Source organism: Bacillus sp. N13C7 (assembly GCF_026790065.1).
GTDB lineage: Bacteria > Bacillota > Bacilli > Bacillales > Bacillaceae > Bacillus.
The window spans coordinates 107,629-132,468 of record NZ_JALAMO010000007.1 but is presented as its reverse complement, the minus strand read 5'-3'; the positions used below and the strand labels follow the sequence as shown (position 1 = coordinate 132,468).

At 44.8% G+C, this 24,840-nt stretch carries 31 protein-coding genes; 4 read left to right on the top strand and 27 right to left on the bottom strand.

Going from position 1 to position 24,840, the window contains the following annotated elements; all coding sequences use genetic code 11:
• Positions 1-97: 97 nt before the first annotated feature.
• The 5 genes from MOB98_RS08855 to MOB98_RS08835 all read right to left on the bottom strand — a co-directional run bounded on the left by MOB98_RS08855 (position 98) and on the right by MOB98_RS08835 (position 4,849).
• Entirely contained in the window at positions 98-781 is a 684-nt protein-coding gene (locus MOB98_RS08855) for a vWA domain-containing protein (RefSeq protein WP_268359441.1), read from the bottom strand.
• A 394-nt stretch (positions 782-1,175) separates the two neighbouring features.
• Positions 1,176-2,207 carry a stage II sporulation protein D gene (spoIID, locus tag MOB98_RS08850; protein WP_268359439.1) on the bottom strand — a complete coding sequence of 344 codons (1,032 nt, stop codon included), beginning with the start codon at positions 2,205-2,207 and terminating at the stop codon, positions 1,176-1,178.
• A 193-nt stretch (positions 2,208-2,400) separates the two neighbouring features.
• On the bottom strand, positions 2,401-3,711 hold the full coding sequence (murA, locus tag MOB98_RS08845) for a UDP-N-acetylglucosamine 1-carboxyvinyltransferase (RefSeq protein WP_014478251.1): 1,311 nt from the start codon (positions 3,709-3,711) through the stop codon (positions 2,401-2,403).
• 33 nt (positions 3,712-3,744) lie between these two features.
• The gene (locus MOB98_RS08840) at positions 3,745-4,485 is read right to left on the bottom strand and encodes a YwmB family TATA-box binding protein (RefSeq protein WP_268359437.1); all 741 of its coding nucleotides are present in this window, start codon (positions 4,483-4,485) and stop codon (positions 3,745-3,747) included.
• 133 nt (positions 4,486-4,618) lie between these two features.
• On the bottom strand, positions 4,619-4,849 hold the full coding sequence (locus tag MOB98_RS08835) for a DUF1146 family protein (RefSeq protein WP_003227691.1): 231 nt from the start codon (positions 4,847-4,849) through the stop codon (positions 4,619-4,621).
• Positions 4,850-5,025: 176 nt separating this feature from the next.
• Between MOB98_RS08835 and MOB98_RS08830 the strand changes: the two genes are divergently transcribed.
• Positions 5,026-5,499, top strand: coding sequence for a hypothetical protein (locus tag MOB98_RS08830; protein WP_268359435.1), 474 nt, complete (start codon positions 5,026-5,028; stop codon positions 5,497-5,499).
• A 33-nt stretch (positions 5,500-5,532) separates the two neighbouring features.
• Here the strand turns inward: MOB98_RS08830 and MOB98_RS08825 are convergent, their stop codons facing one another.
• From MOB98_RS08825 to spoIIR, 18 genes are all read right to left on the bottom strand, one after another.
• Positions 5,533-5,931 carry a F0F1 ATP synthase subunit epsilon gene (locus MOB98_RS08825; protein WP_268359433.1) on the bottom strand — a complete coding sequence of 133 codons (399 nt, stop codon included), beginning with the start codon at positions 5,929-5,931 and terminating at the stop codon, positions 5,533-5,535.
• A 23-nt stretch (positions 5,932-5,954) separates the two neighbouring features.
• The gene (gene atpD, locus MOB98_RS08820; RefSeq protein ID WP_268359431.1) at positions 5,955-7,376 is read right to left on the bottom strand and encodes a F0F1 ATP synthase subunit beta; all 1,422 of its coding nucleotides are present in this window, start codon (positions 7,374-7,376) and stop codon (positions 5,955-5,957) included.
• 25 nt (positions 7,377-7,401) lie between these two features.
• Complete coding sequence (gene atpG / locus MOB98_RS08815) at positions 7,402-8,265, bottom strand: ATP synthase F1 subunit gamma (protein ID WP_003235766.1); 864 nt, start codon at positions 8,263-8,265, stop codon at positions 7,402-7,404.
• Between the two features lie 76 nt (positions 8,266-8,341).
• A complete protein-coding gene (gene atpA / locus MOB98_RS08810) occupies positions 8,342-9,850 on the bottom strand; it encodes a F0F1 ATP synthase subunit alpha (protein ID WP_014115501.1) in 1,509 nt (502 codons plus the stop codon).
• Positions 9,851-9,866: 16 nt separating this feature from the next.
• Positions 9,867-10,412, bottom strand: a complete 546-nt coding sequence (locus tag MOB98_RS08805; RefSeq protein WP_268360004.1) for a F0F1 ATP synthase subunit delta — start codon at positions 10,410-10,412, stop codon at positions 9,867-9,869.
• Positions 10,409-10,921 (bottom strand): F0F1 ATP synthase subunit B, encoded by a 513-nt coding sequence (atpF, locus tag MOB98_RS08800; RefSeq protein WP_003244051.1) that lies wholly within the window; start codon positions 10,919-10,921, stop codon positions 10,409-10,411. Before atpF ends, MOB98_RS08805 begins: the two co-directional genes overlap by 4 nt.
• Positions 10,922-11,083: 162 nt before the next feature.
• Positions 11,084-11,296: a F0F1 ATP synthase subunit C gene (gene atpE, locus MOB98_RS08795; protein WP_003151167.1), complete on the bottom strand. Its 213-nt coding sequence runs from the start codon at positions 11,294-11,296 to the stop codon at positions 11,084-11,086.
• Positions 11,297-11,341: 45 nt separating this feature from the next.
• Positions 11,342-12,076 carry a F0F1 ATP synthase subunit A gene (atpB, locus tag MOB98_RS08790; protein WP_003221896.1) on the bottom strand — a complete coding sequence of 245 codons (735 nt, stop codon included), beginning with the start codon at positions 12,074-12,076 and terminating at the stop codon, positions 11,342-11,344.
• 7 nt (positions 12,077-12,083) lie between these two features.
• Positions 12,084-12,467, bottom strand: coding sequence for an ATP synthase subunit I (gene atpI, locus MOB98_RS08785; protein WP_003221899.1), 384 nt, complete (start codon positions 12,465-12,467; stop codon positions 12,084-12,086).
• A gap of 418 nt (positions 12,468-12,885) precedes the next feature.
• Positions 12,886-13,515 carry a uracil phosphoribosyltransferase gene (upp, locus tag MOB98_RS08780; protein WP_003227670.1) on the bottom strand — a complete coding sequence of 210 codons (630 nt, stop codon included), beginning with the start codon at positions 13,513-13,515 and terminating at the stop codon, positions 12,886-12,888.
• A gap of 134 nt (positions 13,516-13,649) precedes the next feature.
• Positions 13,650-14,897 (bottom strand): serine hydroxymethyltransferase, encoded by a 1,248-nt coding sequence (gene glyA, locus MOB98_RS08775; protein ID WP_268360003.1) that lies wholly within the window; start codon positions 14,895-14,897, stop codon positions 13,650-13,652.
• A 207-nt stretch (positions 14,898-15,104) separates the two neighbouring features.
• Complete coding sequence (locus tag MOB98_RS08770) at positions 15,105-15,647, bottom strand: TIGR01440 family protein (protein ID WP_268360002.1); 543 nt, start codon at positions 15,645-15,647, stop codon at positions 15,105-15,107.
• A 12-nt stretch (positions 15,648-15,659) separates the two neighbouring features.
• A complete protein-coding gene (gene rpiB / locus MOB98_RS08765) occupies positions 15,660-16,109 on the bottom strand; it encodes a ribose 5-phosphate isomerase B (RefSeq protein WP_268360001.1) in 450 nt (149 codons plus the stop codon).
• A gap of 155 nt (positions 16,110-16,264) precedes the next feature.
• Entirely contained in the window at positions 16,265-16,717 is a 453-nt protein-coding gene (locus MOB98_RS08760) for a low molecular weight protein arginine phosphatase (RefSeq protein WP_268360000.1), read from the bottom strand.
• Positions 16,718-16,791: 74 nt separating this feature from the next.
• Entirely contained in the window at positions 16,792-17,349 is a 558-nt protein-coding gene (locus MOB98_RS08755; RefSeq protein ID WP_268359999.1) for a manganese efflux pump MntP family protein, read from the bottom strand.
• 78 nt (positions 17,350-17,427) lie between these two features.
• Positions 17,428-18,468, bottom strand: coding sequence for an L-threonylcarbamoyladenylate synthase (locus MOB98_RS08750; RefSeq protein ID WP_268359998.1), 1,041 nt, complete (start codon positions 18,466-18,468; stop codon positions 17,428-17,430).
• Between the two features lie 150 nt (positions 18,469-18,618).
• The gene (locus MOB98_RS08745) at positions 18,619-19,068 is read right to left on the bottom strand and encodes a GNAT family N-acetyltransferase (RefSeq protein WP_268359997.1); all 450 of its coding nucleotides are present in this window, start codon (positions 19,066-19,068) and stop codon (positions 18,619-18,621) included.
• A gap of 66 nt (positions 19,069-19,134) precedes the next feature.
• Positions 19,135-19,809 carry a stage II sporulation protein R gene (gene spoIIR / locus MOB98_RS08740; RefSeq protein ID WP_268359996.1) on the bottom strand — a complete coding sequence of 225 codons (675 nt, stop codon included), beginning with the start codon at positions 19,807-19,809 and terminating at the stop codon, positions 19,135-19,137.
• A 140-nt stretch (positions 19,810-19,949) separates the two neighbouring features.
• Between spoIIR and MOB98_RS08735 the strand changes: the two genes are divergently transcribed.
• Positions 19,950-20,312 (top strand): UPF0715 family protein, encoded by a 363-nt coding sequence (locus MOB98_RS08735; protein ID WP_268359995.1) that lies wholly within the window; start codon positions 19,950-19,952, stop codon positions 20,310-20,312.
• Positions 20,313-20,330: 18 nt separating this feature from the next.
• Here MOB98_RS08735 and MOB98_RS08730 read toward each other — a convergent pair whose 3' ends face one another.
• From MOB98_RS08730 to prfA, 3 genes are all read right to left on the bottom strand, one after another.
• Positions 20,331-20,618, bottom strand: coding sequence for a DUF5316 family protein (locus tag MOB98_RS08730; RefSeq protein WP_268359994.1), 288 nt, complete (start codon positions 20,616-20,618; stop codon positions 20,331-20,333).
• Between the two features lie 61 nt (positions 20,619-20,679).
• Positions 20,680-21,549 (bottom strand): peptide chain release factor N(5)-glutamine methyltransferase, encoded by an 870-nt coding sequence (gene prmC / locus MOB98_RS08725; RefSeq protein WP_268359993.1) that lies wholly within the window; start codon positions 21,547-21,549, stop codon positions 20,680-20,682.
• Between the two features lies 1 nt (position 21,550).
• Positions 21,551-22,621 (bottom strand): peptide chain release factor 1, encoded by a 1,071-nt coding sequence (prfA, locus tag MOB98_RS08720; RefSeq protein ID WP_268360007.1) that lies wholly within the window; start codon positions 22,619-22,621, stop codon positions 21,551-21,553.
• A 127-nt stretch (positions 22,622-22,748) separates the two neighbouring features.
• On the opposite strand from prfA, the gene MOB98_RS08715 reads away from it, so the two are divergent.
• Positions 22,749-23,132 (top strand): VOC family protein, encoded by a 384-nt coding sequence (locus tag MOB98_RS08715; protein WP_268359992.1) that lies wholly within the window; start codon positions 22,749-22,751, stop codon positions 23,130-23,132.
• 121 nt (positions 23,133-23,253) lie between these two features.
• Positions 23,254-23,808 carry a chromosome-anchoring protein RacA gene (gene racA / locus MOB98_RS08710; protein ID WP_268359991.1) on the top strand — a complete coding sequence of 185 codons (555 nt, stop codon included), beginning with the start codon at positions 23,254-23,256 and terminating at the stop codon, positions 23,806-23,808.
• Between the two features lie 36 nt (positions 23,809-23,844).
• Here racA and MOB98_RS08705 read toward each other — a convergent pair whose 3' ends face one another.
• Positions 23,845-24,804 carry an AEC family transporter gene (locus MOB98_RS08705; protein WP_268359990.1) on the bottom strand — a complete coding sequence of 320 codons (960 nt, stop codon included), beginning with the start codon at positions 24,802-24,804 and terminating at the stop codon, positions 23,845-23,847.
• Positions 24,805-24,840: the final 36 nt, after the last annotated feature.

Genomic DNA, 24,840 nt, shown 5'->3' with positions numbered 1-24,840 from the left:
ACGGAAATCTGCTACTATGCTACAAGCAGACAGCTCATCACTTTTGAACATTTTGTTACATACAAAAAAGAGGCTGACTTCACCAGCCTCTTTTTTCTTATTTAGATAACATCAGTGATTGCTGAGTGAAAATTTTCTCAACATCTTTTTGAGTATAAGCCGGGAAGTATTCACCGCCGCCTACTTTCGCAATCGCATTCAGCTGGCCTTTGTATCCCTCTTTATAATCAAAACCGATTACATTAACGGTGATATTGTCTTTATGCAGTTCTTTTGCTGTTTTAATTGGATTTCCACCGCATGTTTCCTCTCCGTCAGTCAACAGATACACCACTTTTTCCCCTTTTGCATCAAGCTGGTCAAAAGAAGATTTCGCCTCGTTCAACGCTTTGGCAATGGGCGTCCAGCCAGTCGGTCCAATTGCATTAAGAGAATTGAGGAAGCTTTGCTCATTAAAGCTTTGGAATCCGTATACGTTCCGGATGGATTCACATGATTGAATTTTTCCGGAATTTTTATTGTTTCCTTCTGAACCAAACACACTCATTTTCACCTGAGTGCCTGCCGGCAGTGAGCTTGCGAACTTTGAAATTTCTTTTTTGGCTGAATTAAATTTAGATACACCGTCTATTCTTTTGGCCATACTTCCGCTGGCATCAAGCAAGACTGCCACGTTTGCCGGAGATTCAGCTTCAGGTTCTTTCTTTTCAGCTGCAAAAGCAGGAGAAGTTAATCCAAATAGCAAGCCTGTCATCATGATCAGTGAAAATCTTTTCTTCATGTTCGTACCCCTTTACAAGTTTGTTTCTGCGTGCAGATGTTCAACGCTGAACATAACCTATCGTAATCGACAAAAACCGAGAAATAAATAGGGCGGGGTTCCCCATTAATGTTGTTTACTTTTGCATAGAAAGCTTTATTTTCATTAGTGATTTCCGCCTAACGTTACGCTGAAAAAAGAAGATTGTCGGCCTTTCGGCTTTCGTTATATGAGTCTGTCGAAGTCTGTCGGTACATGTGGATTTCTTTACCACAATCTTAAAAGTCAGCAATCAGGAAAAAGGAACTGGTTCCCTTGTCATCTTAAAGATAGCCAGAAGCCTCTCTGAACGGTTTCAAGCATTCTTAGATAAATGACATTCAGGAACAGAAAAAGACGCTCATTGAGCGTCTTTTTACTTCTTCGCCATATATTTATTCAAAAACGAATCGGCCTCAGAAATTTTTGTGCCTTGATAATAGTACTTCACAATGTCATCAACCGTTTTTCCTTCTTTCGCCATAAAATTCGCGCCATATTGGCTCATCCCGACACCGTGGCCAAATCCTTTTGTCGTGACTGTAATCGTGTCGCCGTTTCGCTTCCATTCAAAATCAGCTGAATTAAGGCCCAGCTTTTCACGTATGTCTCTTCCTTTCAGCGTCTTGCCGTTAATAACGGCTGTTGCCACCTGGTGGCCTGGTGTTTCTCCTGTAATCTTTCCGACTGTAGAAGATCCATCCAGCTTAACGCCAAGCTTTTGCTCAAATTCTGCCGCTGTAAAGGTTTTCGTTGCCAAGTATTTCGGCGACTTTTTATCCCAAGTGCTTTTGACGCTTTTTAAATATGGGATAGCACTTGTCCAATAGGCTTCAGCATTTTCTGTGTAGCCGTTGCTTGTGGAGAAAAATGAAGCTTCAATCGGCTGGTTGTTGTATGTTAAAATTTTGCCTTGCGTGCTGGCTACCGCATCTGTGATTTTCTTCAGTTTTCCCTCATAGCTTGCGCCCCACTGTTTTTTCAGCTCCGCTTTGCTTTTATACACCTGGAACATCTGTGTATCATCCACCAGCGAGCCTTTAGGAGCCTCTACCGCTGAATGAGCGACCATCAGTCTGACAATAAACGTTCTGGCGGCAAGAGCCTGGGCTTTCAGCGCTTCAGATTCAAAGGTTGCCGGCATTTCGGAGGCGACGACTCCAATCACATACTCTTCAAGCGGAATGTCTTCTACGGATTGATTTGCGGTTCGATAGACGGGAATAGAAACAGGCGATGCTTTCAACGTTTCCGCTCCTTTTGATGCTGGTTTCGTGCTCACTGCTGTTTTTCCTGATTCTACACTGGCCCCTGCTTCCTTGTTATGCTGGAACGGTATGACCATGAGTGTGGGAACCAAGAGAATCAATGCAAATAGTACGGATAGTGTGATTACGAATTGTTTCATATTCAGCTGCCTCCTGCTCGGGATTCGACTCTAGTCTAGTCTATGGACAGGGACAAGCTAATATGACTCTCGTTTTGGACAGAAACTTTATTTGTTATTTACGTATTCTTTTTTGCTATTCTGCGCATAATGATGATAATACCCGAAAAATAAAAACCAGTATGCCAGATTGACATACTGATTTTCAGGTCATTTATGCATTTAAGTCAGATACGACTTCTTTGTTCTCTTGCTCAGAAGCAGACTCATCATTTACACGTTCGATGTCTGCGCCAAGAGCGGCCAGCTTCTTATGGAAATCAACATAACCGCGGTCTAAGTGCTTCAATTCAGTAACACGTGTATGACCTTCAGCTACTAACCCCGCAAGAATCAGCGCTGCACCTGCACGCAAGTCAGTCGCTGCAACTTCAGCTCCCTGAAGCTGTACAGGGCCGTTAATGATGACAGAACGTCCTTCAATCTTGATATCACCATTCATACGGCGGAATTCTTCCGCATGCATAAAACGGTTTTCAAAAACGGTTTCTGTAATCATGCTTGTGCCGCTTGCACGAAGCAGAAGCGCCATCATTTGTGACTGCATATCAGTCGGGAAGCCCGGGTGTGGCATTGTTTTAATGTCAATCGGTTTCAGTTCTTTCGGACCGATGACACGCAGGCCTTCACCTTCATCCTTAATTGTTACACCCATCTCTTCCATTTTTGCAATTAAAGAGGTGAGGTGTTCAGGAACCGCGCCTTTTACTAATACGTTTCCTTCAGTGATTGCAGCGGCAACCATAAATGTGCCCGCTTCAATACGGTCAGGAATAATATGGTGTTTTACGCCGTGAAGCTTTTCGACTCCTTCAATTTTGATGGTGCCGGTGCCAGCTCCGCGGATTTTTCCGCCCATGCCGTTGATATAGTTTGCTAAATCAACGATTTCGGGTTCTTTCGCCACGTTCTCCAGCGTTGTTGTTCCTTCCGCTAGAGCGGCTGCCATAATCAGGTTCTCTGTAGCTCCTACACTTGGGAAGTCCAGATAGATTTTTGCGCCTTGCAGACGGCCTTTTACTTCGGCTTCGATGAAGCCATTGCCGACTTTGATCTCTGCGCCCATTGCCTCAAAACCTTTTAAATGCTGATCAATCGGTCTGGAACCAATTGCACATCCGCCCGGAAGCGCAACTCTTGCATGACCTGTACGCGCAAGAAGCGGCCCCATGACAAGCACAGATGCACGCATTTTACGAACATATTCAAAAGGTGCTTCAGTTTGCAAAGCGTATGAAGCATTTACAGTCACTTCATTATTCTCAAAATGCACATCTGCTCCTAAATGACGCAACACTTCGTTAATTGTATATACATCGGAGAGCGTAGGTACATCACAAATTACGCTTTTTTCTTCACTTGCTAATAAAGATGCAGCGATAACAGGTAAAACGGCATTTTTAGCGCCTTCAACTTTGACTGTGCCGTTTAACTTTTGACCGCCGCGGACGATGATTTTTTCCAAGGTATTCCCCTCCGCGTCCCTAAATTCTCTATATTAATATTCAGTCGTAACGATTGGTGTGCCAACCGTAACGGTATGTTTTCCGCCCATTCCTGCACTTCTAAGTGCAATTTGCAAATTCATTTTATGTTTCGAGGTCATGATGTACTCTTTCCACTCATCTGTAAACGCAGAAATAGAAACGAAATTTGGCTCAACTACATGTTCTACTGATCTTGCTTGAAATTCGTTTAATAACTGATTTGCTTTTTTTTGCAAAACAATATTCATATTATCATCTAAATGACCATTTAGACAAGTAAAAATAACTACTTTTTCTTGGAATATCCCAAGCGTCTCCCGTTCAAACTGTTCATATGTATCATTCCAGCTATCCGGTGCCTTAAGACTCATTTGCTCATATAATAAATACGAAGTTGGGTTGTGTTTTTTGAGGGTTGTGACAAGCTGCAGTCTAAAAGAAGTACGATTTTTTTTGTCAGTATATGTGCCAATTGCCTTTATGATTTTATCTTCCCGTGCAATTGCCCAATCATATTGACGATACTCTGATTTTAAACGTTGCACTTTTTTATAAAATTCTTTTTCGGTCAGCGACATATTTTGTTTTGCATGCAATGTCCACTTATCTATTGAGACATCTTGGCGTTCCATCCCCTCTGCCATTTGTGCTAACGGCGTTAACTCACTCGCATGAATGGTATGGAAAACAGCAATGACGAAGCTTAGCATCACGGATATGATAATGGCGTGGCTTACTTGTTTTTTCTTCATGTTCATCTCTCCCCCTTATCCCCAGTGTTACCGGAGGCAAGAGGCGCCATACGTGAATATCTTCGTCAAAACTCGCGTTATTCGTTACAACCCGATTCCCAACCATTCCCGAGATGATGATGTTCAAAACCTATTAAAATAGATAAGGAAGCTGCTGTGAATAATTGAGGTAATCTAAAAAGAAATTCGCAACGGCCGTTCCAATGGCGATTGTCAGCAAAATCATCAGGAGTCTTGCCTGCACGACTTTGCCTTTTTTGATTAACGGATCAATATTGACGGCTTGCAGCGCCCACCAAGTCACCGCTATAAAAATCAGGTGAACAACGATGCCGATTGCAGCCTGCTGTCCCAATACACTCATCTATTCCACTCCTTTCATCCTTTCTCCGCGCGTAACCCTTTCTTATTATATAAGAAGCACAGATAAAGATGATACATTTTATACAGAACGGAATAATCAGCCAAATCTAGGGCTAATCCCCGCTTAAAGTGCGGTTCTTTTACATGGTATACTTTGTTGGAAAGGAGCTGGCAAACGTGAATCATTCTTTTTTTCAGCCTGAAAAGCAATATGGTGAGGACCTGCCAATTTTTGAACAGGAATGGGAAGCAATTGCATTCTATTATGATTATAGACAGTCACAGATTGAAGAACTGAATGAATTGTGTCAGTTTTATAACATTTCTCTTACCTACACGAGAGAAAGCCTTGAAGAGCTTGAAAATCTTTATTTTCAAAGTATCCAAGAGCTTTTGCTGGCTGATTGGAATCTACCGATTGAAGAATTCGAGAAAATGATCAGTGTTTATCTGATAGATTGCGTAATTGCCCACCATGAAGATGCTGAATGGGTGGTAAAACCTTATCCTTACACAGACGGCGCTTATACAATGGGCTTTAGAAGACATCGCAAATCGTGGCATACAATGAATGCCTGTGATGGTTTATACCTGCGCCAAAAAGAGGAGCACCCGCTTCTGGCGCTGTTTGATTCTCTTGTGCGTTCATAAAAAAATCCTTCTCATAAAGAGAAGGATTTTTTCTTATTTCCCTGCTACATCCAATCTGTTCAAAGCCCGCTGTAACGCAAGCTCAGCCCGACGAATGTCAGTATCATCTGATTGAGAATTCAAACGCTCCTGAGCCCGCTGGCGTGCAGCTTCAGCGCGCTCTTGATCGATGCCTTCCGCTGTCTCAGCAGCTTGGGCAAGAATGGTGACCTGATCAGGACGGACTTCTACAAATCCGCCGCTGACGGCAACCAATTCAGTCTGCCCGTCTTTTTTCAGACGGACAGCGCCGATTTTAAGAGGAGCCACGGTTGGAATATGACCTGGCAAAATACCGAGATCGCCGCTTTCGGCTCTCACACTCACCATTTCGATATCCGCATCGTATACTGGGCCGTCGGGAGTAACGATATTGACTTTAACGGTCTTCATGCTTTTACCCTCCTAGGACCAGATTAAACTTCTACACCCATTTCTTTTGCTTTCTCAACAACTTCTTCAATACGTCCTACAAGACGGAACGCATCTTCTGGAAGATGGTCGTATTTGCCGGCTAAGATTTCTTTGAAGCCTTTAACCGTTTCTTTTACAGGCACGTAAGAACCTTTTTGTCCAGTGAACTGTTCAGCCACGTGGAAGTTTTGAGAAAGGAAGAACTGAATGCGGCGTGCGCGTTGAACGACAAGCTTGTCTTCATCACTCAATTCATCCATGCCAAGAATCGCAATGATATCTTGAAGCTCTTTGTAACGCTGAAGCGTTGACTGTACTTCACGGGCAACAGCATAATGCTCTTCTCCGACAATTTCAGGAGCAAGGGCGCGTGATGTAGAAGCCAACGGATCAACCGCAGGGTAAATACCCATTTCAGTTAACTTACGCTCAAGGTTTGTTGTCGCATCCAAGTGAGCGAACGTAGTTGCCGGCGCCGGGTCAGTGTAGTCATCGGCAGGCACGTAGATCGCCTGGATAGATGTAACTGATCCAACGTTAGTAGACGTGATACGCTCTTGGAGCTGACCCATTTCAGTTGCAAGCGTCGGCTGATAACCAACCGCTGAAGGCATACGGCCAAGAAGGGCTGAAACCTCTGAACCCGCTTGTGTGAAACGGAAAATGTTATCGATGAAGAACAGTACGTCCTGTCCTTGTACATCACGGAAGTGCTCAGCCATTGTAAGGCCTGTCAAAGCAACACGCATACGTGCGCCCGGCGGCTCGTTCATTTGCCCGAATACCATGGCTGTTTTGTTAATTACGCCAGAGTCGCTCATTTCATAGAAAAGGTCGTTTCCTTCACGAGTACGCTCTCCTACACCGGCGAATACAGAAATACCGCCGTGCTCTTGCGCGATGTTGTTGATTAATTCCTGGATTAATACGGTTTTACCTACACCGGCACCGCCGAACAATCCGATCTTACCGCCCTTGATGTATGGGGCTAGCAAGTCAACAACTTTAATACCTGTTTCAAGAATTTCAACTTCTGTTGAAAGCTGATCAAATGAAGGCGCCTGTCTGTGAATCGGATCCTTTTTCGCATCCGCAGGAACCGGCTCATTCAAATCAATATTTTCTCCGAGTACGTTAAATACACGGCCGAGTGTTACATCACCAACTGGTACTGAGATTGGCGCTCCTGTATCAACAGCTTCCATTCCGCGCTGAACACCATCCGTAGATGCCATTGCGATTGTACGGACTGTATCATCGCCTAAATGAAGAGCGACCTCAAGCGTTAAATCAATACCTACTTCGTTTTCACTTGTAGCTGGCTGTGAAATTTTAATCGCATTATAAATTTCAGGCAAATGACCGTCTTCAAAACGCACGTCGACGACCGGTCCTAATACCTGGCTAACGCGTCCTTTCTTCATCGCTATCCCTCCTGACAAATTCTTTCTATTCTAAAGCGGCTGCTCCGCCGACAATTTCCGTAATTTCTTGTGTGATGGCTGCTTGGCGAGCGCGGTTGTAAGAAAGCGAAAGTGAATCGATAAGTTCCTTCGCGTTGTCTGTCGCGTTTTTCATCGCCGTCATTCTTGCAGCGTGCTCACTTGCTTTACTGTCAAGAAGCGCACCGAAAATTAAGCTTTCTGCATATTGAGGAAGCAAAACCTCCAGAACCTCCTCTTCAGACGGTTCAAATTCATAAGACGCCGTTCTCTTTCCGCCGCCGCTGCCCAAATCAGATAACGGCAGAAGTTTTTTCTCCGTTACTTCTTGAGAAATGGCGCTGACAAAATGGTTATAAACAAGGTGCAATTCATCAAACGCACCATCTATAAACATTTGGATCGTTTGTCGGGCAAGATCCTTAATTTCTGTAAACGTTACTTCATCCCCAAGTCCTGTTAACTCGGAAATGATCGGAATCTCACGTTTCTTAAAGAAATCACGGCCCACTCTTCCGATGACAATCACCGCATACTCATCCTTAGACTGATGACGTTCTTGCATGGCCTGATAAGCACTTCGTAAAACCGAACTGTTAAAAGCGCCGGCAAGACCGCGGTCAGACGTAATGACAAGATATGCTGTCTTTTTCACTTCTCTGCTGAGAAGCATCGGATGCTTCACGTTGCCGGAAACTCTCCCGACGTTTGATACGACCTCTTGGATCTTATCCATATATGGCACAAATGATTTTGCATTGTTTTCAGCACGATTCAGCTTAGCCGCAGATACCATCTGCATGGCTTTTGTAATCTGGCTCGTTTTTTTTGTTGACGTGATCCTTGACTTAATATCGCGTAATGAGGCCAAAGATTTCACCACCTTTTCTCTTCATCTGCGTAAAAAGAGAGAAAAAGAGAACCTTTTTCTCTCATCAGCATTCGAGTTAGTTGCTTGGTGCAAATGTGCGTTTGAAGCCTTCGATTGCAGCTTTGAAGTCTTCATCAGCAGGAAGGTTTCCTGTTTTCGCAATTCCGTCAAGCAGTTCTTTATGGTTTTGGTCAAGGTACATGTAGTACTCTTCTTCAAAACGTCTGATATCCGCTACTGGAATATCATCGAGATATCCTTTAGTCAGCGCATAAAGAATAGCTACTTGCTTTTCAACCGGAAGCGGCTTGTTCAGATCCTGCTTCAGTACTTCAACTGTACGCGCACCGCGGTTCAGTTTCGCCTGAGTCGCTTGGTCGAGGTCAGATCCGAATTGAGCGAATGCTTCCAGCTCACGATATGACGCAAGGTCAAGACGCAAAGTACCTGATACTTTTTTCATCGCTTTGATTTGCGCTGAACCACCGACACGGGATACAGACAAACCGGCGTTGATCGCTGGACGTACGCCTGAGAAGAACAAATCAGATTGCAGGAAGATCTGTCCGTCAGTGATGGAAATAACGTTCGTCGGAATATAAGCAGAGATATCCCCGGCTTGTGTTTCTACGAACGGCAGAGCTGTAATTGATCCTGCGCCTTTCGCGTCGCTAAGCTTTGCTGCACGCTCAAGCAGACGGGAATGAAGGTAGAATACATCCCCAGGGAACGCTTCACGGCCTGGCGGACGGCGAAGAAGCAAGGACAGCTCACGGTAAGCAGCCGCTTGTTTAGAAAGATCATCGTATACAACAAGAACGTGCTTGCCGTTGTACATAAATTCTTCTGCCATTGTAACCCCTGCATACGGAGCCAGGTACAGAAGCGGTGCCGGCTGAGACGCAGACGCCGTGACAACAATTGTATAATCAAGCGCGCCGTGCTTACGCAATGTTTCTACTACGCCGCGGACTGTTGATTCTTTTTGACCGATAGCAACATATACGCAGATCATGTCTTGGTCTTTTTGGTTCAGGATCGCATCGATCGCAACAGATGTTTTACCTGTTTGACGGTCACCGATGATCAGCTCACGCTGGCCGCGGCCGATTGGGATCAGTGCATCGATCGCTTTAATACCTGTTTGAAGCGGTTCATGAACGGATTTACGGTCCATAACGCCTGGCGCAGGGCTTTCGATCGGACGTGTTTTGCTTGTAAGGATCGGGCCAAGTCCGTCTACCGGCTGGCCTAATGGGTTCACAATACGGCCGATTAATTCTTCACCGACAGGAACCTCCATGATGCGGCCTGTTCTTTTTACTTCGTCTCCCTCACGGATCTCACTGAAAGGTCCTAAGATGACGATACCTACGTTTGATTCTTCAAGGTTTTGAGCCATACCCAAAACACCGTTTGAAAATTCGACAAGTTCACCGGCCATACAGTTGTCAAGGCCGTGTACGCGAGCAATACCGTCACCGACTTGGATGACTGTACCTACGTCTTGAACTTCAATATCAGATTGATAATTTTGTATTTGCTGTTTTATCAGCGTGCTAATCTCTTCAGCTTTGATGCTCACTTAGGTTTCACCCCTTCTATCGATTTTCCCCGGCTAGTTGACGTTCAATGCGCTGAAGCTTTCCGCTTACGCTGCCGTCAAAAATCCGGTTTCCTATGCGGACTTTAATACCGCCTATTAAATCCGTCTGCACTTCATTTCTGATTCTCAGTGAAGCGACTCCGGCTTTTTTTGCAAATACTTGTGATAAAGATAAAACTTCCGCATCCGTCAGCGGTTTTACTGAATATACGATTGCGTCTTCTGTTTGACGTGCCTCATTTGCGAGTTTAATAAACTCATCTGTGAGCTCAGGCACAATTGCTGCCCGATGGCGGTCAATCAAAAGAAAAATCGTATTGAGCACGGACTGTGACAAAGAGCCAAATGCATTCTGAATGAGCTCTTTTTTCTTCGCAGCCGGCACCTTCGGATGGTTTAACACATCATTAAGCGCTTTTTCGTTTTGAAATACTTCTTTTACAACGGTTAGCTCTTCTTCTACTTGATTCAGCTGAGCGGACTCATTGGCAATATCAAAAAGAGCTGACGCATATCTTTTAGAGACAGCTGATCCACTCATCGGCTTTCTCCTACCTCTTTAAGATAGTCCTGGATCAATTTCTCTTGAGCTTGTTCATCCAGTTCTTTTTCGATCACTTTCGACGCAATCATGACAGAAAGAGACGCTACTTGCTCACGGAGAGCAGAAACCGCCTGTTCTTTTTCCTTCACGATTTCAGTTCTTGCTGCTTCTTTCAGACGTTCAGATTCTGCACGTGCAGCCTGAATAATCTCTTCTTTTTGCTTTTCTCCCAGTTTCTTTGCGTTTTCGATAAGAGTTTGGGATTCTTGTCTTGCTTCTTTTAAAAGAACGCGCTGCTCTTCAATCAGCTGCTGCGCCTCTTTATTTTTTTCTTCAGCAGACGTAATTTCTCCAGCGATGTGGTCTTCACGCTGTTTCATTATGTTTAATAGCGGCCCTAAAGCGTATTTCTTCAGAAGCGCTAATAAGATTAGCATAGCTAACAGTTGGAACAGGATATCTCCGCCGTTAAACGACAGTCCTAGTTCAAGTGGTAATTGAGACATCTACTACGGCAACTCCCTTCTGCAGGTTTTTCTTTGCTGATCCAGCAGCCGCACTTGTCTCTTTTCAGCCGGCAAGGCGGGTTGCTTATCAGACATAAAGCAATGGCGAAGGTTCTCTTGGAATGATCTTCGCCATTTTTAGTTCATATAAGGCTTTTATGCTTAGCCAAAGAACGCTAAGAATGCGATAACGACAGCGATAATAGGAAGGGCCTCAACTAATGCGATACCCATGAACATAAGAGTTCTAAGTTCTTTACCTGCTTCCGGCTGACGGGCAATCCCCTCTACCGTACGTGAAACAATCAAACCGTTACCAATACCTGCACCAAGTGCGCCTAAACCAATTGCAATCGCAGCTGCTATTAAATTCATGAAAAAGTTCCTCCTTTAAAATGTTATCCGTTTGGATATAATGTTTTAATGATCATGACTGATTTTATGAGACATGTACACCATCGTCAGCATTGTGAAGATAAACGCTTGGATGGCACCAATAAATAAACTGAATGCCTGCCATGCCAGCATTGGCAGAATGGCGCCGATTGTACCGACTAGACCGAGAGCCACGCTTTGCGAATAATGGCTTGTCGCTAAACCCGCAAGCAGACCGAGAAGAATCTCACCGGCGAAGATGTTACCATAAAGCCGCAACCCGAGAGTCAGCGTATTCGCAAACTCTTCGATGATTTTCATCGGGAGCATGAATGGAACAGGTCTTAAATAGTCTTTGGAATATTCCTTGAGCCCTTTCATCTTCACACCATAGTAGTGGGTTAAAGCAACAACCATCACGGCTAGCGTTAATGTAATGGCAGGGTCGGCTGTCGGAGATTTCCACCAGAGCTCATGTCCGATTGTAATAGAGAACGGCAGCCCCAGCATATTCGACACAAATATGTACATCAGCAATGTGACACCAAGTGCCAAGAAGTTAGCCCCTGTTTTCAAATCCATTGTACTGCCGATAATATTGCGGACGAAATCAACAACCCATTCCATAAAATTCTGGGCTTTTCCGGGACGGATCGAAAGTGTTCTTGTCGTCAATATAGCAATCAATAAAACAATCACACTCGCCACAGTAATCATCAGAATGTTTGTCAGATTAAAAGTAAGACCTAGAAATTCAATAGTTCTGTATTCATGATTCAAAGGGTTTTCACCTCTCTTCCATTGATGAACGTTTAAGCTGGATAAAGGAATCTATCATAATGACAGGGTAGATTGTCATTAATCCAATAACTGTACTTGCCATATGAAAATGCTCGGGATTTTTATAGGCCACAGCCGCAGCAAGAATCGCATTGCACCACCGCGCTGCGCTCCCAAGAGATCGTATGGACTTTCCTTTCTCAACGGCTCTGTCAAAGGCATTCATTCTCCTGACGAGCAGTAAAAAATTAAACAAACTGAAAACAGTTCCCAGAATAAGGCCTAAAAAAACGGTTTTATACGCTGTTAAACCATAACCCAGTACATACACTGCCAAAATGAACAATAAGTATTTGCGTTGTCTGCTAAATGTAAGCTTGGGATCGTCCATCAATTATCTGTCTCCTGATGAAAAAATAATGTAAAGCTTAGATACGGCATAAATCAGCGGTTAACCCTAGTAGAAGACCTTTTTTGACCGGCAAAACGGGCCTGTTCGAAAAAATCATTCATCCGCAAGCCTTGCAGGGATGCTGTTTCATTCGCTTAAATAAATCCTCATAATACGGGTTTTCTGAGAGGATTTACGTTGAGGATGAGGACTATAATGAAAGCTATGAAAACCTTCTCATAATACCCTCGTTTAGCATACAATAGCCCCTAACATGTGTCAATCTGTTTAAAGTTAAAAAACTTTTTATACTGTAAGCCTCCACAGAATGTTCACATTTTCACCTATAATTGTATACAGATTGACCGAATAGCAAATATCTGGATAAAAAAAGAAAACCCTTTTCGGGTTTTCTTTTTTATTTTGTTCCAAACATACGGTCTCCTGCATCTCCAAGACCCGGAACGATATAACCTTTTTCATTTAATTTTTCATCAAGAGCCGCGATGTAAATATCCACGTCTGAATGATGCTTCTGCAATTCTTCCACACCCTCTGGCGCCGCTACAAGGCACATGAACCGGATATTTTTCGCGCCGCGTTTTTTGAGGCTGTGAATCGCTTCTACAGCAGAACCCCCTGTAGCCAGCATCGGGTCAACCACAATGAATTCACGCTCTTCCACGTCAGAAGGAAGCTTGACATAGTATTCCACGGGCTTTAAGGTTTCAGGATCACGGTACAGGCCGACATGTCCCACTTTTGCCGCAGGAATCAGCTTTAAGATGCCGTCAACCATTCCCAATCCCGCTCTAAGGATAGGAACCACTCCGAGTTTTTTTCCTGAGATGACTTTCGATTTCGCAGCCTGAACAGGTGTGTTGATATCCACTTCTTCTAAAGGAAGATCGCGGGTAATTTCAAACGCCATCAGTGTGGCTACTTCATCTACAAGCTCTCTAAAATCCTTTGTACCTGTATTTTCATTCCGTATATATGTCAGCTTATGCTGAATTAAAGGATGATCAAATACATAAACCTTTCCCATGCTGTGTTCAGCTCCTTTTTTATTGTCCCATCAACAATTTCACACTTCTATTGATTCTACAAAAAAAGACATTGAGTTTCAAGAACATCGTCAAAAAACCCGCCGGGCATTAGCCCGAACGGGTTTTTGGAATCTTAGTAATCTAATTCTTTATATAAAGGAAATTTATCAGTCAGAGCAGCTACACGCTGTCTTGCTTCTTCAAGTTTTCCTTCATCTTCGTGGTTTTTCAATGCAAGCGCAATGATCGCACCGACTTCTTCCAATGCGTCTCCGTCAAAACCGCGGCTTGTCACAGCAGCTGTACCAAGACGGATACCGCTTGTTACGAAAGGTTTTTCTGGATCGTATGGAATCGCGTTTTTGTTAGACGTAATTCCGATTTCATCAAGCACATGCTCTGCAACCTTACCTGTCAGTCCGAGAGAACGAAGGTCAACAAGGATAAGGTGGTTGTCAGTTCCGCCTGAAACGAGCTGGATGCCCTCTTTCGTCAACGATTCAGCCAAGCGTTTTGCATTTGAAATGACATTTTGCGCATATGTTTTGAAATCGTCCTGCAATACTTCGCCGAATGAAACAGCTTTTGCAGCAATCACGTGCATCAGCGGTCCGCCTTGAATGCCAGGGAAGATGGATTTATCAATTTTCTTGCCAAACTCTTCACGGCAAAGGATCATGCCTCCGCGAGGGCCTCGAAGTGTTTTGTGTGTTGTTGTTGTCACGAAATCAGCGTAAGGAACCGGGTTTGGATGAAGGCCTGCCGCAACAAGTCCTGCGATATGCGCCATATCCACCATGAAGTAAGCGCCGACTTCATCAGCAATTTCACGGAATTTCTTAAAGTCGATTGTACGAGGATACGCACTTGCTCCTGCTACAATAAGCTTCGGCTTATGAGCGAGGGCTTTTTCACGCACGTCATCGTAATCAATATGTTGAGTTTCTTTATCTACGCCGTACTCAACAAAGTTATATTGAACACCGCTGAAGTTGACTGGACTTCCGTGTGTTAAATGACCGCCGTGGGAGAGGTTCATCCCAAGTACAGTATCGCCTTGCTCTAAAATCGTGAAGTACACTGCCATGTTTGCTTGTGCGCCTGAATGCGGCTGAACGTTTACATGCTCTGCTCCAAAGATTTCCTTCGCGCGGTCACGAGCGATATCTTCCACGACATCGACGTGCTCACATCCGCCGTAGTAGCGTTTGCCCGGATATCCTTCAGCGTATTTGTTCGTCAAAACAGATCCTTGTGCTTCCATAACCGCTTCACTTACAAAGTTCTCAGAAGCAATCAATTCGATCTTAGTCTGTTGGCGTTCACGCTCATTTTTAATGGCGTTAAACACTTGTTCGTCTTGCGCAGGTAAATGTTTCATCAGCGAGATCCTCTCCTATCCGTATCCTGTTCTTTGTTTTTACCATCACTATTGTACATGGTTTTTTAGGTCGATGTAAAAGATTATTTTAAAAAAATCGAAATTTTCATTGGTAAAAACGAATATTGATAACTTAAATTTAAATTAAAGTTCGGGATTTATTTTTCTGCCTTTAAAATAAAAGAAAAGACTGGCCATGCAGTCCTTTCATTCGCTCCCATAAACCGCCCGCACTCCGCCGATCAGTTTCGGCCGAGTACGAGCCAGTGTCACATGTGCCGCCCCGAGATTATTTTGAGAAACGCGTACAGGGACAGCTACCGGCTTCAGATGCATGCCGATAAACGTATCGCCGATGTCTATTCCGGCGTCAGCCTGAATGGCCTCGACAAGAACAGGAGACTTCATCTGCTTAAATGCATAAGCAGCCATTGCCCCGCCCGCCTTTGGAACAGGCACAGCAGAAACGACCGGAAGCATGAACCGCTGAGCGGTTTCCTCTTCAACGACAAGCGCTCTGTTCAAATGCTCGCAGCATTGAAAGGCCAGGTGAATACCCGTTTTTCCCTTAAGCTCGGCAAGACCGCTGTATATGCTTTCCGCAATGTCTTCGCTGCCTGATGTTCCGATCCGGCTGCCGGCCACTTCGCTCGTGCTGCATCCAAGGACAAAGAGCTGATCTTGTTTCAATCCCGCCTGTTCCCCGAACTCAGACAGCATCGTCTTCCACGTTTGTTTCAACTCATTCATCGAACAGCACCCCTACAGGTTTTTCTCTTCATAATCTGAGATTTTTCCGATGCGCTTTTGGTGTCTTCCGCCGGTAAACTCAGTAGTCAGCCAGATTTTTGCGATTTCCCGCGCCAAACCAGGGCCGATGACCCGTTCACCCATCGCGAGGATGTTTGTGTCATTATGCTCTCTCGTCGCCTTTGCGCTGAATGTATCGTGTGCAAGCGCGCAGCGGATGCCTTTGACTTTATTTGCGGAAATGCTCATGCCGATGCCTGTCCCGCAAATTAAAATGCCTCTGTCAACTTCGCCGCTTACCACTTTTTCGGCCACCGGAAAAGCATAATCCGGATAATCGACAGATCCGTTGCCGCAGTCACAGCCCATATCAATATATTCAATTTGCAATTCGTCCATTAAGTCTTTGATTTCATTTCGAATGTGAACGCCACCATGATCCGATGCTATGGCTACTTTCATCTGCTTTTCCTCCCAGCGTGTGTAATGCGGCCCGCCCGCTTTGTTGACCGCGCAGCCTGTCCGCTCTTTGATTCACACCATATGATGTGCTTTTCACTATATTCTACTCCTTCACGCAGGATTTGCAAATGACCTGTTTGCAGATTTTCTGACAGCTACTTGCTGTCTTTTTTCAGCTGTTTTGCCAGCTGCCGAAGAAGCTCTTCAAGCTCATCTCTCGTTTGTTTATAGATGTCAATTGAGCCGCCAAACGGATCGATGACATCCCCATAGCTGCCTGTGACGTATTCTTTCAGCGTAAATACTTTATCACGATAACGTTCAAATTGGCTGGTAATGAACTGCTTGTGCTGATGGGTCATAGCCAGAACCAAATCAGCCGATTCCATATGCTCTTCAGTTAACGGAGAAGACACATGATTAAGGGCGATGTGTTTTTCAAACAGCGCTTCGACTGCCTGAGGCGTCGCCCTCCCATTAGGTGAAGCAAACACACCTGCCGAGCGGACACTGACATTCAGCCCTTCCGTTTCTGCAATTGATTTAAAAAGCGCCTCAGCCATCGGGCTGCGGCACGTATTTCCAGTACAGACAAAAATAATGTTCATGTCGTCACCCCTTATTTTTCTCTATTATATATGAAGAAAAAAGAAACGGCGACTTCGTTTCTTTTATTGGTATATTAAATCGGCAAAAGCAGCTTGAGGCCAAATACAATTAATATAATGCCTCCGAGCGCTTCGCTGTATGTACCAAGCCATGACTGCACTTGTTTCCCGATCAGCAGGCCCAGCCATGTCAACACCATGCTGAACAGCCCGAACAGGGTAATTGTTAGAAACGGATGCGAGCCGTATATCCCCAAGCTCAAACCGACGGAGAAGCTGTCAAGGCTGACGCCGACGGCAAACAGCAATAAGCCTGGACCTGACGGCGACATGAACCGTTCTTCTGACTGTTTAAAAGAAGCCATCAGCATTTGTACCCCAAGAACAAAAAGCAGCGAACCTCCGATATAAACCGCTAACACACCGAGGAGCCCTGACAGCATGTTACCGGCCGCCATTCCCCCGAGAGGCATGATGACGTGAAAGAGGCCGATAATAAAACCAATATAAAATATCTGCTTTTTTCTGAGTTTGACCATGCCCATTCCGAGACCGACAGAAAAAGCATCCATCCCTAAAGCAAACGCCATGATGCTTAATGTAATCAGTTCGCCAATAAACAAATCCGACATACATGAATAACCCCCTTGGACACGCCCCGCTTTTTTAGCCTATGCGTGTCCAAAAAGGGTTAGAACATCTGAATGCATTCAGCGAATCACTCTTCCTCCAGCGGCTTTCATCAGCCTATTCATAATGGCAAGTCCGACGCCCGTGTCAGGAAAGGATTCCGCGATAATAAAATCTACCTTCTTCTCATCAAAGCTGCGTAAAGCATCATACAGCGCGGCCGCGACAGTCTCAAGCTGAGCCCGTCTGCCGCAGCTCTTCACATAATCAGCGGAATAAACGCCCGCGTTTTCTTCTGTCGTCAGGACACCGACCCGTCTTCCGCCCTGTTGATATTCTTGTATAAGATGCTGAATGCGCTCCGGGCTGCCTTCGCAAATGGCAAGCGGTGCTGTCGGCGCATAATGGGTATATTTCATCCCTGGAGAAATCGGCTTCTCATTTTGATCACTGAGCCCTTTATCCACAAGGATCGGCCCAATCTCTGCTTCAATTTGTTCTTTCGTAATGCCGCCCGGGCGCAGGAGAACAGGGATATCACCCGCACATGAAAGCACAGTTGATTCGACTCCGATTCCAGTAGGGCCTCCATCCATAATGCCTGCTATGCGGCCATCCAAGTCGTGAGCCACATGCTCAGCCTTTGTCGGACTTGGCTTGCCTGATAAATTGGCGCTCGGTGCCGCTATCGGCAAACCCGACTCGCGAATCAATGCAAGGGCAAGCGGATGATCCGGCATTCGAATGGCAACCGTTTCAAGCCCTGCCGTTACACGAGGTGAGAGCGCACCAGGTTTACAAGGCAGAATGAGCGTAAGTGCTCCAGGCCAAAACCGTTTCATCAATGTTTTCGCCTTTTCCGGCGCCGGACCCGTTAAATCCTCAAGCTGGCTGATGTCCGCGATGTGGACAATCAGGGGATTATCACTCGGCCGCCCTTTCGCCTCATATATTTTTTTGACGGCATCCGTGTTTTTCGCGTTTGCGCCGAGGCCGTATACCGTTTCTGTCGGGAACGCAACAACCTCATTCTCCCGAAGCAAAGCGGCTGCTTGTGCAATTTGTGGATCATTTGTGGATAACTCATCAGTTACATCCACAAACCATCTTTTCGTTTTCATTTCTGACCAAACTCCTTATTCACAACAATAAAACGATTGTTTTACGCGTGTAATCCTTTTGAAAGTATAAAAGATGTCCTGTCATAAAACAAGCGTTATCCACAAATTGTGGACAACGCTAATAAAGAAGTGGATAAGTATGTGTATAAATCACACTGATCCAGACGCTTTTTTCATCAAGACGGCCCCTTCCGTTTGCCGCGATTCACAGAAGTGATCGGAAGTAAACAGCTCTTCCGGTACGCTTTCAGCTCGTTCAAAACCCATGGCTGCGAGGAAATCAGCAGAAGAATGCTGATTCGCTATTAAATATATTGTTTTAATCTGATGCTTTTCGCACAGCAGCTCCATGCTCTGAAAGAGCGTCACAATATGTCCTTGGTGAAGCTTGTCCGATATCACAAGTGATCGCAGCAGCCCTTGATCACAGCTTATTTTTTCAATTCCGAGACATCCGGCAATGTTTTTCTCGCTGTCCTCCAGCATAAGAAACTGGGTGAAGCCTTCTTTCACGCCTTCATAATTGGTTTTCGCCTGTTTTAAAAATTCCTCGAGCATGTCTCCGTCTTTTTCCCTTGCCACCCGCAGTTGATAAAACATCCGTTCACCCCGTTTTTGCATTCTTTCTTCCAATCTATGAGGCAAATCTATTTTTAGACCAGGTGATTAGGAAAAAAGGTCGGAAATCCATTCGACTAAGAAGAACTTCACCTCTGCGCCGTCTTCCTTTTCTTCTTTCTCTTCCTTTTTGGCTTTTTCAGCTTTTGCTGTTACGTCCTCAAGCACTTTTTTAGTCTGCTTTTTTGAGGCTTCTTTATCTTCTTGTTCTTTTACGGCTTCCCCATTAGAAAAATCAAGAAAGCAGAGCGGCGGGAACAGCACACACCACCAGTTGGCGCCGTCGCCGTTTCCAAGCGTAATCAGAATCGCTTCATACTCACCAGCGGGATATACCATGTTGCCGTAAAGCTTTGTCGGAAATGAGATTTTGTCAAAATCAACAGATATGGACTGGTTCGCCCCTTCTTTCTCCATTGTTTCCTTTGCAATTTCTTTGATTTCAGGAAGCTTGGAGCGAATGACACGACGAGCCTCTTCTATAGAAGTAATATCCTCTACCCAGGTTGTGATTTCTTTATTGACCGCGTCTCTGATATGCCGTTTTAATTGCTGGTCCTGTTCCCTATCGCTGTTTGCCAATATTCTCAAACGAATCGCCTCATCCGGTATGACCACCGGCTGATTCTCTGATTGCTGTGCTGTCTCTTCTTTTGCCAGCCCTACAAGTGCTCCAGATAATAAAAGAAAGATATATATACAAATGATAACTGTTTTTTTCATCGGTCCCCACCGTTCCTCTCCGTGCTTTGTTTCTAGCCCTATTATGGACAAGGAGAGCCTGAGGTAAACGTGCAGGGTGAAAAAAATCTAGCAAGCTGTTAATCTTATTTATGGTACGATAGTGTTTTAGGAGGTTTAAGATGAAATATAATTATACAGTGCTGCTATCAGCATTCACAATGTCGGTTCTTTATTCGATTATTTATATTCATTCATTTATTATTGCCGCTCTTATTACGATGGCATTTTACTTTCTGTTTCCTTATTTGATATTTGCGCTGCCGCTTCAATTCATGATGAATAAAAAGCCGAAACGGTTCAGCCCTTTGTATTTGCTGTATTATCTTGTTGCGGCTTTTATTGCCAACGCAATCATCTTTGGCTTGCTGCAGCCTTCGGGACAATCTCTGCTTCAAAATACAGCCTTTTATATTTTCGCTGTATTAACAGCTCTTGTCTATTGGATATGGGATTCTGTTTTACTGCAAAAAAAGGAAGCCTAAGAGGCTTCCTTTTTTTCATTAAAACAAAACCGTCAGCAAATAACATAGAATAGAGGGTATCGCCGCAACAAAGAAAGCAGCCGCCATTTTCATGCGGGATGTACGGCTTTCTTTGGTTTCTGAGTGGTAGTTTGCCCGCTGATCACTTCCGCTTACAGCCAAACCCGATGTGATGATCGCGAGCCCGACCAAAACGAGAGACACAACGCCAAAAATTGCTTCATATGAAAGTGCCTGCGGAAAAATGGTGCTAATCATGCTCTCAATCGCAATGAGCAAGATTCCTGCTGTCAGGGCCTTTTTCATCTTTTACATCCCCTTTGCTGGTGTTCAAACAGCTTGATTCATTAACTCGCCAGCAAGCTGCTTATTTATTTTTATGAATCACAGCGCATATGGTTCTGTCTTTTCCATTAATATCTTTCAGCACTTCCACTTCCGCATGTTTAAACGCCTTGAGGATCAGCTCTTTGACCGCTTCCCCCTGTTTCCATCCGATTTCAAAAACGACAAACACTTTATCCTTCATGACAAGCGGGATGTCTTCCATAAACCGCTTATAAAACTTCAGCCCGTCTCCGCCATCGGTGAGAGCGTGCAGGGGCTCATGAAAACGGACAATCTCCGATAAATCAGCCATTTCTTCCTCTGAAATATATGGAGGATTCGAGACAATAATATCAGCTTTTTTTCCTGCCTTAATAAAAGGCTCAAGCAGATCGCCCTGATAAAAACGCACATCCGCCCCCAGCTTTTCCGCATTGGCAGAGGCGACTTGCAGCGCCTCTTTCGAAATATCGACAGCCGACACAGAAAAGTTTTGGTTTTCAAGCGCAAGCGTGATGGCTATCGCGCCGCTCCCTGTACCGACGTCAACGACATCAAGCCGGCCGTCTTCAGAAGAAAAGACATGACGATATGTTTCAAGCAGATGATAGACAACCTCTTCTGTTTCCGGCCGAGGAATCAGCACATCATCATTCACCATAAATTCCCGTCCGTAAAAAAACTCTTTTCCGATAATATACTGAACCGGCACACCCTCTTTATGCATCTCAACGTGACGCGTAAAGCGATACAGTTCATCTTCGCCAATCGGTTCCTGTAAGCTGGCCAGCAGCTTGCTTCTGTCCATTCCGGTATCATAAAGCAAAAGAAGCTCGGCCGCATTTTCTTCTCTTCCCGCTTCGGTTAAATAAGAAGAAGCCCATTTCAGGGCTTCAAATATCGTCTTCATCTTAACCTTCCGACTGCTGAAGCTTGCTTGCCTGATCTTCAACAATCAGCGCTTCAACCACTTCGTCAAGTTTTCCTTCAAGAATCTGGTCAAGCTTTTGGATCGTCAGGCCGATTCTGTGATCCGTCACACGGTTTTGCGGGAAGTTGTATGTGCGGATACGCTCAGAGCGGTCGCCTGATCCAACTGCTGATTTCCGTGTTTGATCATATTCAGCCTGGGCTTCCTGCTGAAATTTATCATAGATTCTGGCACGGAGAACCTTCATTGCTTTTTCTTTGTTCTTGATTTGAGATTTTTCATCCTGGCATGATACAACAACACCTGTCGGCAAGTGCGTCAGACGAACGGCAGACATTGTTGTGTTAACGCTTTGTCCGCCCGGTCCGCTTGAAGCAAACGTATCAACGCGAATATCCTTTTCATGAATATCAACCTCTACCTCTTCTGCCTCAGGAAGACATGCTACTGTTGCAGTAGATGTATGGATACGGCCGCCGGATTCTGTTTCCGGAACACGCTGTACACGGTGGGCGCCGTTTTCATATTTGAGTTTAGAATACGCGCCGTTACCCGTAATCATAAAGATGATCTCTTTGTAGCCGCCCGTACCGGTTACACTCGCTTCCATGACCTCTGTTTTCCAGCCTTGAAGCTCAGCATAGCGGGAATACATTCTGTACAGGTTGCCCGCGAATAAAGCGGCTTCCTCGCCTCCCGCAGCTCCGCGGATCTCCATAATAACGTTTTTGTCGTCATTCGGATCTTTCGGGATCAGGAGCACTTTCAGGCGTTCTGACAGTGTTTCCGTTTCCTTCTGAAGTTCAGAAATCTCTTCCTTCACCATGTCGCGCATCTCAGCATCCAGCTTCTCTTCAAGCATCGCTTTTGCATCAGCCAGCTGTTCTGACGCATCTCTGTATTGTCTATATACGTCAACTGTTTCTTGTATATCAGATTGCTCTTTTGAATATTCTCTTAGCTTTTTCGGATCGTTGACTACTTCTGGATCGCTCAAAAGCTCATTTAATTTTTCGTATCGTTCTTCGATTGACTTTAAACGGTCTAACACGGTCTTCACCTCTGTTTTCCTGTGCGTAACATTCTCATTATAGTATAGTGATTAACCCCAGTCAAAAGCATTTCAATCCCAGTTGGAAAAGCCTCCTCTGCTATACTGGGAATTGAGGAGGGATGATATGCTGAAATCCATACATCATATTGCAATCATATGTTCAGATTATGAAAAGTCGAAAGCTTTCTACGTACATAAGCTTGGTTTTCAAGTGATTCAAGAAACGTACCGTGAAGAGCGCGGCTCCTATAAGCTAGATTTGTCGCTTAACGGCACGTATGTCATTGAGCTGTTCTCGTTTCCCGACCCGCCCGCACGCCGAACCCGGCCTGAAGCGGCAGGCCTCCGCCACCTCGCCTTTACAGTCGGCTGCTTGGATAAGGCGGTTCAGGAGCTTCATGAGAAAGGAATCGAAACAGAGCCAATCAGAACAGATCCGCTGACCGGCAAACGATTCACCTTCTTTTTTGACCCTGACCAGCTTCCTTTAGAACTGTATGAACAATAACGGTTTTTGAAGAAATAAAGGAGATCCCCACTTTCTTTGCCGAATCTTTTCTTGTTTTGTCTAACAGGAAGGGAACCGCATTCTATGGTCGAATACCTAGCTAAAAAGGAGGTATGGGATCATGAATACAAATATGGTAGCAAGTGAACTCGGCGTCTCCGCAAAAACGGTGCAGCGGTGGGTGAAACAACTGAATCTTCCGGCCGAACGCAATGAGCTTGGACACTATTCGTTTACGCCAGAAGATGTAAAGATTCTAAAATCTGTTCAAAAACAAATTTCTGAAGGCACGGCGATTCAGGATATTCATGTGCCGCAAAGCGCTAAAAAACGCACAGGCTTCCTTGTCCAAACAACAAATGGCGACACAGAACGAAGAATTGAACAGCTCGAACAGAAACTGGATGCCCTTTTACAGCAAAAGCAGGACGAAAACGTTCTGCTGGCAAGGATCGGGGAACTGGAACGCCAACTGAAACAAAAAGCCGATGAGGGTGTATCTTATCAGTTGCTTCAGCATCGCAGAGAAATTGATGACATCCTTGCAGACCTGCAATCACTGACCTCGCAAATTGAAGAATTCACCGCCCAGCCGATCCCCGAGACCGCTGCTGCTTCCGAAAAAACCAAAACAAGAAAAAAACCGCTTTTGTCATTTTTCAAATTTCAAACCTAAAGAAAAAAAAGCTCCCTTTACGGGGAGCTTTTTTGATTACGCAGTAAGCGCGATAATAATTGGAAGTGAAATCAATGACAGAATCGCACTGACCACAAACGCAGTCGCAGTTTCTTCTTCTTGTTTCTCGAAACGAGTCGCAATCATGGCTGCAACAGCAGAACCAGGGAATGCTACAAGAAGGATGGCTTTTGTTGTTTGGTCAGCTGGAAGTCCGATAACAAGAGCAATCAGGAACATTAACGCAGGCTGAACCGCAACTTTTAGTAACGCAATACCGATAGCCGGCATACTGAGTTTGATTTTACGAATACCAACGGTAACACCGACAGCAAAGAGAGCAACACCAGATGTTGTGCTTCCAAGCTGATCAAGCATTTTGACACCCAGCTCAGGAAGAGTGAAATTGAAAACCAGCACTAAAATCATACTGATTAACGGAGCAGCTGCAAGCGGCTCACATAGACCATGCAGGATTGATTTCCCTGTCATTTTCCAGAAGCTGTCGCCACTCTCTTCGTTTTTCTTAGAAGACTCACCGACAGTAGCGATAATGATCGCGAGCGGATCAAGAATCGCGTTTACCACGATACCTGTAACCGCGATCGGAATCGCAACTTCATTCGCTCCGAATAAGCTTCCCAATACCGGGATACCCATAAATGCGAATGTCGGCTGTGCAGAGTTCAAAGAAAATACAGATGAGTTCGTTAAATCATACTTCAAGATAAATCTGCAAACTAATAGAATGATGATATAGAAACCAACAATCCCAATAATTAAAGAAACCATCAATGGAACTTGTGATAAAAATTCACTTCTGGAAGTTGTCAAAATACCAGCGATAAAGTGAGCTGGAAGTGCGTATTTCGTTACTAACGTACTTACCCCTTTTGCTGACTTGGCATCATAACTTCCGAAATGTCCAGCAAACCATCCCAGCACGATAACAAAGAAGATCGGTGCCAGGAGGATTAAGATATCTAAGATGCTCAAAATATTCTCCTCCAAATCCTATGTCCGTATACTTTA